The following is a 13,474-nucleotide window of genomic DNA, read 5'->3' as shown; positions in this document are numbered from 1 at the left end:
TTGCTGTTTGCGTTGACGGGCTACGGCGCAGACAGAGACCGCCAGCAAGCCCACGACGCCGGCTACGACCATCATCTGGTGAAGCCCGTTTCTTTCACCGCGATAGAAGCGGTGATCGCGGAATTTTTCGCGAACGGCGAGCGATAACCGCCTCACACAAGCCGCTTCACTCCACCCGCAGCGTCGCCATATCCGGCAGGTGATCGGACAGCCACGCGGTGTCTTGCGTCGGCGTGATCCATTCGACGGGTTTCATCCCGCGCACGAACATCTTGTCGAGTGCGAGCGCCGGTGAAAACGCCGGATAAGTCCGCCCCGACTCGCCGAGCATGGTCGCCACTTCGCTCATGCCGAGTTCGCCGAAGACGCCCACGGAATCATTGCGCCAGTCGTTGAAATCCCCGGCCAGCACCAGCGGCCCTTCTGGCGCTTCCTTCGAAATCCACAAAGCGATCCAGTTCATCTGCCGCAGCCGCGCCGCCCGCGTCAGCGCGAGATGCGCGCACAACAGCGTGACGGAACGTCCGGCGAATGTGGCGCGCGCGACCAGCAAACCCCGCCGCTCAAACCGATGCGCCGAGATATCCCAACGTCCGCCCAAGTCGAGCGGATGCGGCGAAAGAATCGCGTTGCCGTGTCGCCACGATGGTTTGAACACGTTCTGCCCGAGCGCGATCTGCAAATCCAGCGATGTCGCGATTTCCGTCGCCTGGCAATGCCAGATATCGTCGATGGGCGCATCGAGCGGATTGCCAAAGCTGGTTGCCAGCACCGGTTGCGGCATTCGGCGCGCCATCGCTTCCTGCAGAAAATAAGCGTCGGCTTTGGTCGACTGAACCCAGCGCTGCATCGCGCTCCACGCCTGGAGCCCGAGCGGTGAGCGGCCTTTGTGCAGGTTCCAGCTCACCGCCACGAAATCGGGGATCTCGTGAGTGGAGGGAATGCCGGAGGTGAAATGTTCTGGATTTCGCATTCGATAAGTGTGTTGAACGGCGCGGTGTGTGACTCGGCAACGCGGCGGCGCGCTACTGCGCAGCCGTTGCCAGCGTCGCACGAACCTTGTAGGTGATCGATGGGTTTTTATCGACGATCTGCCATGTCGACCATTCACCCGGCTTCAGGACCAGCCCGGGATGCGTGGCACTGACCTGACGCGGTTGGGGCGGCAGCTTGCAACCCGCCACCGTCACCGGCGCGTCATTGCTTTGCAAAGTTTCCTGCGCGTCGATCTGCAGCGTGATGTCGTCGCTGTTGGCGTGGAGGGGGGAAAGGGTGAGCGTGCGCTGCAGGTCGATGTCGCCGGCGGGTTTGTCCGCGCAACCTACGTTGTTTTTTACCACGTGATGATGGGTATCGGTGCGGGCCTGGCCGACGCTGGTCGTGCCGGTGAAGCTGTCGATCTGCTGACCGTCCTGCAAAACCTGCAGTTCCCATTTGACCGGCTGCGGTGGCGTACTTTGCGCAAGGGCGCTGAAAGGCGCGGCGATCGCGGCGCAGAACAGCAACGCTGCCGTGTGGTGTTTCAACATAGATGCTTTTCTCCTGATCCCTTATTGCGTCTGGGCCATGGCCCGTTCGATCCGGGTAGCTTGCTCTGAGACTGATTTCTGACATTGATCCGCTGCGGGCGTTCAGCACGGAAATGTTTCTAAAAGCTACCCGCGGCTACCCGCGCGAACGCAAAAACGGCAGCAATCTCTTGCATTCCGCCCAGTCCGACAACGCACTGGTAAGCACTTTCTACCGCACTTTCCGCACCCGCTTGCAGCCGATACGCAGCCGTTTTTCCGCAAGCGCAGCCTGACGATCATACAAGCGCTTTGGCTCTCCTGCCGAAGCCATCGTATTTTTATGCGATTAGCAGCAGACGCCCGGGACTGCTCGCTTGCGTGCATCTTTATGGCCGATAAACTGAATTTGCCGATCAACAACACCGGGGATAAGCGATGACCACCGCCGTAGTCAAACAAGAACTCGCCGTGGCGTCATTCAGCAAGGTCTACGACCTGGACGAGGTCGAAACTGCGTTGAATGACCTGAGCGAAGGGGGCAGCGAGGCGCTGCGCGCGACGTACGAAAAGATGCTCAAAGCGGGCAATCTGCGCTTTTGCGTCAAGCCGAACCGGATGCCGTCCATAGATGATCTGGTGGCGGATCTGCCCAATTTCCAGGAGCCGCTCAACGATATTCGCAAGCAGATCGCTCTGTGCCTTGAAACCGAGGACCGCCTCGAATTGATGCCCATGCTGCTGCTCGGCGATCCGGGCATCGGCAAGACGCATTTCGCGAAACAGCTCGCGCGTTTGCTCGGCACGTCCTGCCATTACCTCGCCATGAGTTCGCTGACGGCAGGCTGGATCTTGTCGGGCGCGTCGTCGCAATGGCGCAACGCGAAGCCGGGCAAAGTGTTCGATGCGCTCGTGAACGGCAGCTACGCCAATCCGGTGATGACCGTCGATGAAATCGACAAAGCCACCGGCGACGCCCAATACGACCCGCTCGGCGCGTTGTACGCGTTGCTGGAACACGATACGGCACAAAGTTTTATCGATGAATTCGCTGAAATTCCGATCAACGCGGGCAATGTGGTCTGGATTGCGACGGCGAATCAGGCAAACACGATTCCCGAGCCGTTGCTGAACCGGATGAACGTCTATGAGATCGCGCCGCCGGATCGCGATGGCGCGCGCCGTATCGCGCAGTCGATTTATCACGAGATCCGCAGCGCACACGCGTGGGGCGCGCGCTTCCCGGAAACACTCGGCGACGCGCCGCTCGACGCGTTGACGCAAGCTTCCCCGCGAGCGATGCGGCGCGCCATGCTCAACGCGTTTGGCAATGCGCGCATCGATAACCGGCATGAAGTGCAGGCTCGGGACATCGAATTAGGCAATGGCGGGCGAAGAAAATCGATCGGGTTCTGACCGGGCGTTTTGGAGAATTCTGCAAAAACCCTTCGAAATATGGCCTGAAACTGACTTTTTTCGGGCAAAAGGGCCATATTTCCTGATTTGGCCCGGATTATTTCGAAAAATGATGCGTTATTGAAGTGAATATTTCCAATTGCACAAAAAGCGCAATAAAGCGCGCGGAACGGTTCTGCTGGCTGGCCTAGAATAGTGAGATGGACAGAATCGAATGTGTAGTGATTGGCGCCGGCGTGGTCGGACTCGCCGTCGCGCGAGCGATGGCCGCGCGTGGCCGCGAGGTGATCGTGCTCGAGGCGGGCGAAGCGGTTGGCACCGGCACGAGTTCGCGCAATAGCGAGGTTATCCATGCGGGGCTGTATTACCCGCGCGGCTCGCTGAAGGCGGACTTGTGCGTGCGTGGCCGGGCGATGCTCTACGAGTATTGCGACGCCCACGGGGTCCCGTACGACCGCTGCGGCAAACTACTCGTTGCCACAGCGCGCAACCAGTTGCCGCAACTGACGGCGATCCGGAACAAGGCGGTTGAAAACGGCGTCACGGACCTGGTGCGCGTCAGCAGCGCCGAAGCCATGGAAATGGAGCCGCAGCTTCAGTGCGTGGAGGCGGTGTTATCGCCGCAAACGGGCATTATCGATAGCCATCAATTCATGCTCGCGTTGCAAGGCGACGCGGAACGCGACGGCGCGACGGTGGCGTTTCATACGCCGGTGACGGATATCGATGCCCGCGACGGTGCGTTTATCGTGGAAACGGGAGGCGAGGCGCCTATGGCCTTCCAGGCCGGCTGTGTGGTCAACAGCGCGGGGCTGTCGGCGAACCAGATCGCGCGCACTATCCGCGGACTCGACGCGCGCCATGTGCCGCCGCTGTATTTCGCGAAGGGCAACTACTTCACCGTGAGCGGCCGGACACCGTTCGACCGCCTTATTTACCCGATGCCGAATGAAGCCGGGCTCGGCGTGCATCTCACCATCGATATGGGTGGGCAGGCCAAGTTCGGTCCTGACGTCGAATGGATCCAGAAGATCGATTACACCGTTGATCCGCAGCGCGCAGCCAGCTTTTACGCAGCCATTCGGGCGTATTGGCCGAATCTTCCCGACGATGCACTGCAACCCGCTTACGCCGGAATTCGGCCGAAACTTTCCGGCCCGGGTCAGCCGGCCGCCGACTTCATGATTCAGGGGCGGGCGGCGCATGGCAAGGCGGGGCTGGTGAACTTGTTTGGCATTGAATCGCCCGGGTTGACGGCGTCGCTGGCGATTGCGGAAAAGGTCGCGAAAATGCTGGGCTGAGGTGACATGAGGGCAAACCCGCTGCGACCTTCCGCCATCGGTTATCTATAAGATTTGGCTGAGTTTGTTGTGCTTTACGTTGATATGCTTTGGAGATCGTCGTCGACAAGAACGGCGCACACCCCCAATACAACGGAGTACATCTCATGAAGTCCTCACGACGCACGTTTTTGATTTCAAGCATCGGCGTGGCATCGGCACTCGCGGTATCGCGTACCGCGTTCGCTGACCCTGTCAAACTGGCTGAATCGGATCCGATGGCGCAAAGCCTCGGCTACAAGCTCGACGCCGCAACCGTCGATAAAGCCAAATTCCCGCGCTACGCCGCCGGCCAGGATTGCGGCAATTGTTCGTTCTATCAAGGCAAGGCCACGGACCCGTTTGCAACCTGCCCGATGTTCGCAGGCAAGCAGGTTGCATCGAAAGGCTGGTGCAACGCCTATAACAAGAAAGCCTGAGCGGCACAGAACAGACACGTAACGTAGCCGATGGTCATCGAAGCGCGCCCCGCCACACAGGCCGGGCGCGTTTTTGTGTCGCCGCTTGAAAACGATCACGGCGCTCTTTACACTCGCCAAGGCATCCGGTCCAGCGCGTCAAAACGCCGCAGCTTTGACGTACGCGACAAACCCAGCGCAACCGAAACGCCCCTTGGGCGAAGGCGACATGGCAATGGTGAGATCAGGTAACTCCAGTGGCTCACGTGCTTTCAGCAAAACACCGAACACCCGCGCGATCGTGGCGGCAGTGATTGGCAACGCGCTTGAATGGTATGACTTCGTAGTCTTCAGCTTCATGACGGTCGTGATCTCGAAGCTGTTCTTCCCGACCACCAGCGACTATTCCTCGATCCTCCTCACCACCGCGACTTTTGGCGTCGCGTTCGTGATGCGGCCTGTCGGCGGCATTGTGCTCGGTCTATACGCCGATCGCGCCGGACGTAAAGCGGCGCTGTCGCTCGTGATTGCATTGATGACGCTCGGCATTTTCCTGCTCGCGGTCGCACCTCCGTACGCGGCGATCGGACTCGGCGCGCCGCTGATCATAGTGTTCGCGCGCTTGCTGCAAGGCTTCTCGGCCGGCGGCGAGTTCGGCAGCGCGACGGCATTGCTGATCGAAGCGGCGCCGTTCTCACGGCGTGGGTTCTACGGCAGCTTCCAGATGGCGAGCCAGGCGGCGTCGCTGCTGCTGGGCGCTGTTGTTGGATCGATCATCACGCGCAACCTGTCGCCTGAAGCGCTGATGTCGTGGGGCTGGCGTGTGCCGTTTCTGTTCGGGCTGATCATCGGGCCGGTGGGTTTCTATCTGCGGCGCAACATGCTCGAAACCGAGGCGTTCATCCACGCGCAAAAGATGGCGCGACGCGCGACGCTTGGTGAAGTCTTCCGTGAACATAGCCGCGAAGTGATGTGCGGACTCGGCGCGGTGATTGCGCTGACAGTGACGGTTTATGTGCTGATTGGTTATCTGCCGACGTTCGCAGTCAAGCAACTGAAACTGCCGTTCGGCGAGTCGTTCACCGCGTTGATCGTGGGTAATTTGCTGCTGACGGTGCTCTCGCCCATAGCGGGCGCATGGTCGGACAAGATCGGCCGGAAGGGTTTGTCAATGTGGTCGCTGATCATCACGTTTGTGATCATTTATCCGTTGTTCGCGTGGCTTTCCGCTGAACCTGGCGTGGCGCGGTTGATTATCGTGCAGGGTGTTCTGTCAGTGACGCTCGCGGGGTATTACGGGCCGTTTGGCGCGCTGCTAGCCGAGTTGTTTCCGGCGCATATCCGCTCGACGGGGTTATCGATTGCGTACAACATCGCGGTCATGCTGTTCGGCGGCTTTGGTCAGTTCGTCGTGACATGGCTTATCGAGGTCACCGGTTCGCCGCTTGCTCCCACGTTCTACGTGATGGCGGGTATCGCGCTCTCGATCATCGCGGTTGCCTTCATTCCGTCCGCACGTCACGCCGATGTTGACGAAGCGCGGGCCTTGTCCTGATGTCCTGATGCCTTGATCTCTTTCCGGATGACCCATGAAAGTTGTTAAAAGTCGCGAATTTACCGCCGAGCGCGCATGGGGCGCACTCGATATCACTACGATGAACGGCGTCTCATGCCGCCTGCACTGGACTGACGCGCCGTATAAATGGCACGTGAACGATGGCGAGGAAGTCTTCGCGGTCATGCAAGGCCAAATGCGAATGCGCGTGCGGCGAGAGGGCGTAGAGGAAGAGGTGCTGCTCGACGCCGGCGATATCTTTCACGCCCAACCCGGCGATGAACATATTGCAGAGCCGGTGGGTATTGCGCGAATCCTGGTGATCGAGAAAGAAGGGAGCGTTTGAAATAAAGTCGTGGCCTGCCGAGGCTTTCCGGCTAGGGAGCACGCATGGGCATCACGCTCGCAGGACTTGCACTGATTTTCAAGCTGGCGAGCGCGATCTCGGCTTCTCATCCAAAGACGCGCGTAAAAAAGCCGCCCCGCGACACGCCGGAACGGCTTCTCTATTCAGCAGACCATATACCCACGCCGCGCGCTTCACGACAATCCGGGTTATCGAAAATGCCGCCTTGAACCCCACCGCATTCATTCAGGCAGACTCACCGGAGGCGCTTAAACCGCCGCCTTGCGTTCCAGTCCAGCCTTGACCAACAATTCCGCCAGCGCTTCCGACATTCCGCCTTCATGCTTGGCGGCATGTTCCTGCAATTGCCTCACGAGATCGCTGTCAAGCTTACAGGCGAAGGGCACGAGGCCTTTTTCCTGATCCAGACGGCGCTGTTCACGCTTGTCCAGTTTCGGCTGCCCGGCTTGCGGGCCAAAGCTCGACGCGCTGTTTTGCTTCAGGCCGTTGGCCAGCTTGAGCGCCTTGTTTTTTTCCATATCGAATTTTTTCACGCGAAGCTCCAAAAGCTATAAAGGCACAGTGCCGAGGCGCGTATTGTACGCACCTCCGCGCTCGAGCCATTACTGCGCCACTACTGTGAGCTCATACGGAGTCGTTATCCGGACGCAGGAACCGGTGGATTCCCGGGCGCGCCGTCCATCAATTCTTCGATTCGCGCCCGCATCCGCTTCCAGTGCGACCCTTCCCAAAAGACCCGTCTGCACACATCGCATGTGACAAACCGCGCGTGCCGTTCAAGCACACCTTCCGGCACGCGGTCACTCACCTCGTCCGCGCTTGCGCGACGCAGCGGCGCGTTGCACATCAGGCACAGCCGGAACGGGCGGACATGCTGCGCAAGCCCGAGCCGCGCGGCGACTTCGCGCCATTGCGCATCAGGCTGCAGCGTGCGCACGTAGCAGCCGTGGACGAGCGAGCGGCGCTTCAGTAATTCGCGATCGCGTGTGAGCACCACGCGATGTTCAGTGAGCGCAAGCTGTTCAATTTCATCGTCGGGGAAATGATTGTCGTAGCGGGTATCGAAACCGGCTAACCGCAGCAGTTGAGCCAGGCCGCCAAGATGCGCATCGGCGATAAAACGCAGCGTCTCCAGCCGCAATGGGGCACGCAAGGGATGCATTATTTCAAGCGCGCGCGGCATCATGCGCGGCGGGTAAATATCGATAAAATCGGCGTCTGACACGAGGGTATCGAAGCCGTCGGGCAGGCCGTTGCGTAGAATCAGCGCTACCTCCGTGTGCGGCACGCCGAGTGCTTCGATCATATGCTTGGTCGTCGACGCCACCGGACACACGCACGCAAACGCCTGTTCGCGCTGCGGCCGCGCCAGGAACTCATTCAACTCCCGATGGAAACGGAACGTGGCAGTCGTCATGGATTTGAGTATCGCATCGCTTCGACGCGTCTGCTGTGAGTCGCGTCGAAGTGTGCGCGTCGCGGAGCTTTTCGCATTCGTTAATCGCAACGAAAGTTGCATGGGACCAGAGTAACCCGCTGAAGCGGGAACTCTGGTCGACCGCAACAGCATGGGACCGGAGTAACCCGCTGAAGCGGGAACTCTGGTCGACAAAGGAGAAAGACATGGACATTGGATTCATTGGACTTGGCAGCATGGGCGGCGCGATGGCGCTGAATGCATTGAAAGCGGGCCACACGGTGCGCGTCTGGAACCGTTCGCCCGACGCCGCGAAAGCGCTCGCCGAACAAGGCGCGCGCGTGGTTGCATCGGCGGATGAAGCGTTCGCGGGCGACGCGGTGTTCTCCATGCTCGCCGACGACTCCGCATTGCGCGCCGTGCTGCTCGACAGCGGCTTGCTCGAGCGTGCGCCGAAGGGCTTGGTGCACGTGAACATGGCCACAATTTCGGTGGCGTTCTGCGAAGAGTTGGCGAGCCTGCACGAACGGCACGGCATAGCGTACGTCGCAGCACCTGTCCTCGGGCGGCCGGACGTGGCGGCGGCGGGCAAGCTGAATATCGTGGCGGCCGGCGCCGATGATGCCATTGCCCGCGTGCAGCCCATCTTCGATGTCATCGGCCAGAAAACATGGCGTGTCGGTACTGCACCGCAGCACGCAAACGTGTTCAAGCTGGCAGCGAACTTCATGCTGGCATCGGCGATCGAAACAACTGCTGAGGCTGCGTCGCTGATGACGGGACATGGCATCGATCCCCACGCATTCCTCGACGTGATCACAAACACGCTGTTTCCGGGGCCGGTGTATCAGGGATATGGCCGGATGATTGCCGATAACCGCTATGAACCCGCGTTGTTCAAGGCGCGGCTTGGCCTGAAGGACGTGCGGCTCGCGCTGGCTGCCGGCGATGCCGTGAACGTGGCGCTGCCCGTGGCAAGCCTGGTGCGCGACAACCTGATCGACGTTCTCGCCCAAGGCGATGGTGACAAGGACTTGGCCGTGCTGGGAAAGGTGGCAGCACGGCGCGCGGGGAAGAAGGTGTGATCAATCCGGTTTGCTTTTTGCTCGCTGGTGAATGACTGGCAAATGTAAAGCCCGGATGAGCTGGCGTTGTATCGACGATAAATAGCGGCAATGGACGGGAACGTTCCCTATACTTGTCGCGCCGTTCGCCTCAGGTTCGAGATTGTTTCGAATCAGACAGCATTCGGTGGCGCACATACGGACACACGCCGACGGTGCAGGCTTTTCAAAAGGCCTCATCGGCGACGAAACCGGCTTGGAAGCGGGTTTGGAAACGACTTTGGAAACGACTTGGACGCTGGCTTCTGCGTCCATTTCCCCACTTCCCCGTTTCCCGGCCAGCTTATAAAAAGACGAAGCGGAGACAGGACAGCGCCCACTATGAAAAGCACTCTTCGGGGTCTCATGTACGTGGCGGCATCGGCGGGCCTTGCATGTGCTTGCCTGAGTACGCCCGCGATCGCTCTCGCCGACGACACCCCCAATCCCTGCGATGCACTCAAGCGCATCGTGGCGGCTGCACCCGACGGTTTCACTTCCTTGCGACCCGACGATGGCAAAGCTGTCGCGGTGCCTTATGGCAGCGACGCGCAGTGCGCGGTGAAAGCCGGTACTTATACCTGCACGTGGACGAAGGGCGCGAACGCCGGATCGGCGGCCGACGCTTTGCAGGGTGTGGCGGCGGACATAGCCGCGTGCTTGCCGGACGCCACACACGATCAGAACGCGCCGGGGCGGCAGCATTTTTATATTGGGGCGCGGGGGCAGCGCACGCAGATCACTGCAACGACTGCCGGTGCTGGAAAGTTGACGCTCGCGGTGTCGGGCAAATGAGGGGGCAGTCGTGACCAAGCGTGTTCTCATAGCGGATGATGACGACGACGCCCTGAGTTGTCTGGCCAATCTGCTGACGGGGTTGGGGCATCAAGTGGCGCAGGCTTCATGCGGTGCTCAGGCACTTGATGTGGCGCGGCAGTTCGCACCGGATGTAGTGATCCTGGATCTGGGCATGTCGCCGATGGATGGCCTTTCCGCCGCGCGGGCTTTGCGGTCGTTGCCCGTGGGTCCGGCAATGTTGCTGGTTGCGTTGACTGGCTGGGGACAGCCGCAGCATCACGCCATGACGCAGGAGGCCGGTTTCGATATCCATCTGGTGAAGCCGGTTTCCATCGATCAATTGGGCTTTATTCTGTCGATGACGCAGCCTTAACTTGGGACACGTTGTACATTCGCAACAAATTGAGGTGGATCGACGAGGGGATGTTGCGCTGCACCAATAGTTTTGGTACAGTGGGGTTGTCTCCTCCATGTCTCCACTGATATGGATTCAGCCCGCCCATCTTAGGCGGGCTTTTTTTTATTCTTTTTTAGCCCCACACGCTTCAAAACCGGTACGACACCGCCAGGAACGTAATCAGCGGATTCGCATTGAGTTTTGACTTCGTCGTAGCCAGCTCGGTCCCATCGGCCGCCTTGATAATCAGCGACGACGTCGTCTTCAACGGAATGTAGGTTAGCGAAGCAATCAAACCCCAGTGCTTGTCGAAGTTATAAGTCGCGCCAAGATTGAACACCGGCTGCCACGACGACGAAGCCTTCGCCGTAACCGATGTCTGTCCCGGTTTGCCCGCACCCGCCGCGAGCACCGCGCCAAGATTATTCTGCGTTGAGTTCACGAAACCATTGGTGAGCTTGATGTTCGTGAAGAAGTTATATGACACGCCAAGGCCCGCAAACGGCCGGAACGCGGAAGTTGGCGAATTGAAGTAGTACTGGAAAATCAACGCCGGGCTCCACTGCCGCACGCTTTTCACGATCGGATTGGTCTGATCGAGATTCTGATTGCCAAGCGCGCCCGCCGGCCCGGGCGGTTGAATCGTGCCGTGACCATCGAGTTCGAACTCAGGCGGTACACCGCCCACGAACGTGGTCGCAATGTGATCGGTGAAAAAGTGCGTGAAGACCAGGCCGAACGTATCGGCGCTCTTCGTCGACAAACTCGTTCCCGCCGACGTGAATTGCGACGGCAAGCGCAGCGGCGTATTGATCGGCGTGGGCGCCACATGCGTGGTCAGCTCATTGCTCGAATCCTGCGGCATGACGTGGAACCAGCCGAGTCCAACGACGTTGTCGCCGGCACTTTGCGCATGGGCCGACAGCGACGCACACGCAGCTATTGCAACCGCCAACGGTTTTCCCGCAGCCAAAAGCTTTTTCATTTCGTCTCTCTTCGGTTACAGGCCGTCATGCGAACGCAGCGCGTCTTCGCAGAAAAGCGCGCGTTGTTCGCATGCAGCCGTTCTTGATGGGCTGCAGGACGGTTACTGCACAAATGAGCCGATGGTGAAATACGGTGTCGTCGGGTCGCTCTGGTCGAGGTAACCAAACACACCGCCGGAGAAGATGAACTTGCCGGTCGGTGTCGTGCCAGTCGATGCACCCACGACCGTCGATGTCACCAGCCCCGGAACGGCTTCCGTGTAACCCAGATTCAGCGCCCGCGACAACGCGACCTGCGACGGCTGGAACGGATCGATCAAGGTGGCTTGCGCGCCGGCGAGCGCGGTCGTCCGGTAATCGAAGGCGTTATCCACGCCAACGTATTCCCCATTCACCGATCCCGACGCCACGCTGGTTTGCGGCGACATCATCGAGATGCCGGATTCGTCGTCGGCGAACGGCGGAATGCCCGTGGTGATCGTGGCGTTCGCTGTGCCGGTACGCACGAGGATCGGCACATTCTGGCCGCGCAGCTTGCCCACGATCATGTAGCCCTTGCCAAGAGGACCGGCGGCGAGTGTCGGCTTGCCTTGCCCAAGGAAGTTGTTGGTGACGAACGCGCCGCTGCCATCCGGCGATTGCGCGAAGTTCGACCCTGCCTGGCTGCACTTGCCGGCGTTCACACCGGTGTTGTCGCACTCTTGCCAGGTGCCGTCGGCATTGATCGTGATCTTCGAATCGACGGAAATGCGCGCGTAGTTTTGCGACGGAATCTCGTGATAGCCGAGTTGGTTGTACGTCCCGGCGACGGTGGCGAGATTCGTCTCAAGCGTCGAGAAACCGATGAACGGGTAATACGGGAAGGTGCGGTCAGGCACCACACCCTGGCCGAGAATGCCGCCGAACTGCAGTTCCTTGCCCGGAATAGTTCCACCCGCCACGCCTTCGCCCACGAAGATGCGCGCGGGGCGGGTCGGATCGAGCGTCGCGCCGTTCAACTGGTACGCGCACTGATTGAGTTTTTGCGTGGGCAGTCCGGTTTCCATCGCCAGCGTGCCGTTTTGCGACGTGCCGGCGCGGGTGGGGGAGACCGTGCCGGTGACGGCGGGTATCGGTGATTCCACGTAGGTCACTTGCCACGTGAGTTTCGTCGTGTCGAGTTGCAGCTTGATGAGTTCGCCGCTGCCGCCACCACCGGTGAAGGTGGTCGTATAGTCAAGCGATGCCGGGCACAGCCGGACGACCGGCGCCTGAGGCGCATCGCTGCCGCCGCCGCAGCCGCCGAGAAACGGCGTGACGCTGGCGATTGCCGCACCCATCGCACCCAACGCAAAAGTTCTCCATTTCATACTGCTGTCTCCATCCACATTTGTTCGTTCGTCTTTCGTTGGTCGCCGGCGCGTGCCGGCTACCCTGGTCTTGTGTGCTTATCTACTCAGCAGTGCTTATTTGCTGAGCAACGCACCGATGCCGAAGTACGGACTCGCCGGCGTATCTGCGTTAGCGGACGTGGAAGTCAGGCCGCCGTTCACCGTACTGCCGGCAATGAAGACTCCGTACAGCCCGCCCGCCGAGATCAGCGCACCCTGGCCGCCGTTCTGGTCCTGCACGCCGATCAAGCCGGGCAACTGCTGCGCGTAACTCATGCCGAAACCGGTCTCGGTAGCCTGTGTCGATGGATTGATGAACGAGCCGACCGGACCTTGCAGCAGCGTCGCCGTGTACTTGAAGTTCGAATCCGCGCCGACATAACCGCCATCGAACGCGCCCGACTTGAGCGCCGTGTTCGGAGCGAGCATGGCGATGCCGGATTCATCGTCGACTTGTGCAGCCGATGTGTTCAGCGGCGTGAGAGGCGAGGGGACGAAGACCTGGCCCGTACGCACGACGATCGGCACGATCGCACCGTTGATCTTGCCGATCACCATGTTCGCGTTCGCCACCGCCGGGAAGGTGAGCGCGCCGACGAGCGGCAACACGGGCGTCGCACGTTTGCCCTGCACTTGCGGGGCGACGGCGCTGGTGAAGTACGCGCCGCCGGCGTTCGCGGTCCACGCGCCACCGGTTGTCTGGCAAGACGTATTCGATGCCGGCACGGGCACCGTGCAGTTGCCGGTGGCATCGAAGGATTCTTGCGCTTGTGTGGTCGTGGTCGAGTAATTATTCGACGGAACCGAGTGGTAAAGCAG

The 13,474-nt window shown here is 60.3% G+C and carries 15 protein-coding genes; 8 read left to right on the top strand and 7 right to left on the bottom strand.

Annotated features, from left to right (window positions below):
- Positions 1-166 precede the first annotated feature (166 nt).
- A complete protein-coding gene (locus JWR14_RS27755) occupies positions 167-973 on the bottom strand; it encodes an endonuclease/exonuclease/phosphatase family protein (RefSeq protein WP_299715193.1) in 807 nt (268 codons plus the stop codon).
- A gap of 52 nt (positions 974-1,025) precedes the next feature.
- The gene (locus JWR14_RS27750) at positions 1,026-1,529 is read right to left on the bottom strand and encodes a hypothetical protein (RefSeq protein WP_299715190.1); all 504 of its coding nucleotides are present in this window, start codon (positions 1,527-1,529) and stop codon (positions 1,026-1,028) included.
- Between the two features lie 417 nt (positions 1,530-1,946).
- Between JWR14_RS27750 and JWR14_RS27745 the strand changes: the two genes are divergently transcribed.
- The 5 genes from JWR14_RS27745 (at position 1,947) to JWR14_RS27725 (ending at position 6,563) form a co-directional block, all read left to right on the top strand.
- Entirely contained in the window at positions 1,947-2,924 is a 978-nt protein-coding gene (locus JWR14_RS27745; protein ID WP_299715187.1) for an AAA family ATPase, read from the top strand.
- Between the two features lie 200 nt (positions 2,925-3,124).
- On the top strand, positions 3,125-4,225 hold the full coding sequence (locus tag JWR14_RS27740) for an NAD(P)/FAD-dependent oxidoreductase (RefSeq protein WP_299715184.1): 1,101 nt from the start codon (positions 3,125-3,127) through the stop codon (positions 4,223-4,225).
- 146 nt (positions 4,226-4,371) lie between these two features.
- Positions 4,372-4,683, top strand: a complete 312-nt coding sequence (locus tag JWR14_RS27735; RefSeq protein ID WP_299715181.1) for a high-potential iron-sulfur protein — start codon at positions 4,372-4,374, stop codon at positions 4,681-4,683.
- 214 nt (positions 4,684-4,897) lie between these two features.
- Positions 4,898-6,217 carry an MFS transporter gene (locus tag JWR14_RS27730; RefSeq protein ID WP_299715178.1) on the top strand — a complete coding sequence of 440 codons (1,320 nt, stop codon included), beginning with the start codon at positions 4,898-4,900 and terminating at the stop codon, positions 6,215-6,217.
- A 34-nt stretch (positions 6,218-6,251) separates the two neighbouring features.
- Entirely contained in the window at positions 6,252-6,563 is a 312-nt protein-coding gene (locus tag JWR14_RS27725; RefSeq protein WP_299715175.1) for a cupin domain-containing protein, read from the top strand.
- Positions 6,564-6,832: 269 nt separating this feature from the next.
- Here JWR14_RS27725 and JWR14_RS27720 read toward each other — a convergent pair whose 3' ends face one another.
- Positions 6,833-7,102: a hypothetical protein gene (locus tag JWR14_RS27720; RefSeq protein ID WP_299715207.1), complete on the bottom strand. Its 270-nt coding sequence runs from the start codon at positions 7,100-7,102 to the stop codon at positions 6,833-6,835.
- A gap of 119 nt (positions 7,103-7,221) precedes the next feature.
- Positions 7,222-8,001, bottom strand: coding sequence for a Mut7-C RNAse domain-containing protein (locus JWR14_RS27715; RefSeq protein WP_299715171.1), 780 nt, complete (start codon positions 7,999-8,001; stop codon positions 7,222-7,224).
- Positions 8,002-8,171: 170 nt separating this feature from the next.
- Between JWR14_RS27715 and JWR14_RS27710 the strand changes: the two genes are divergently transcribed.
- The 3 genes from JWR14_RS27710 (at position 8,172) to JWR14_RS27700 (ending at position 10,275) form a co-directional block, all read left to right on the top strand.
- Complete coding sequence (locus tag JWR14_RS27710) at positions 8,172-9,086, top strand: NAD(P)-dependent oxidoreductase (RefSeq protein ID WP_299715204.1); 915 nt, start codon at positions 8,172-8,174, stop codon at positions 9,084-9,086.
- Between the two features lie 384 nt (positions 9,087-9,470).
- Positions 9,471-9,899: a hypothetical protein gene (locus tag JWR14_RS27705; protein ID WP_299715201.1), complete on the top strand. Its 429-nt coding sequence runs from the start codon at positions 9,471-9,473 to the stop codon at positions 9,897-9,899.
- A gap of 10 nt (positions 9,900-9,909) precedes the next feature.
- Positions 9,910-10,275 (top strand): response regulator, encoded by a 366-nt coding sequence (locus JWR14_RS27700; RefSeq protein WP_299715168.1) that lies wholly within the window; start codon positions 9,910-9,912, stop codon positions 10,273-10,275.
- Between the two features lie 172 nt (positions 10,276-10,447).
- Here the strand turns inward: JWR14_RS27700 and JWR14_RS27695 are convergent, their stop codons facing one another.
- From JWR14_RS27695 to JWR14_RS27685, 3 genes are all read right to left on the bottom strand, one after another.
- On the bottom strand, positions 10,448-11,284 hold the full coding sequence (locus tag JWR14_RS27695) for an OmpW family outer membrane protein (protein ID WP_299715160.1): 837 nt from the start codon (positions 11,282-11,284) through the stop codon (positions 10,448-10,450).
- A 102-nt stretch (positions 11,285-11,386) separates the two neighbouring features.
- A complete protein-coding gene (locus JWR14_RS27690) occupies positions 11,387-12,604 on the bottom strand; it encodes a DUF2957 domain-containing protein (RefSeq protein ID WP_299715196.1) in 1,218 nt (405 codons plus the stop codon).
- Positions 12,605-12,730: 126 nt separating this feature from the next.
- The coding region (locus JWR14_RS27685; RefSeq protein ID WP_299715155.1) for a DUF2957 domain-containing protein at positions 12,731-13,474 on the bottom strand (744 nt) is incomplete at its 5' end.

The sequence above is a fragment of the Caballeronia sp. genome (assembly GCF_028292365.1).
GTDB lineage: Bacteria > Pseudomonadota > Gammaproteobacteria > Burkholderiales > Burkholderiaceae > Caballeronia.
Note: the sequence above shows the minus strand (reverse complement) of the source record. Positions and strands in the feature narration are given on the sequence as shown.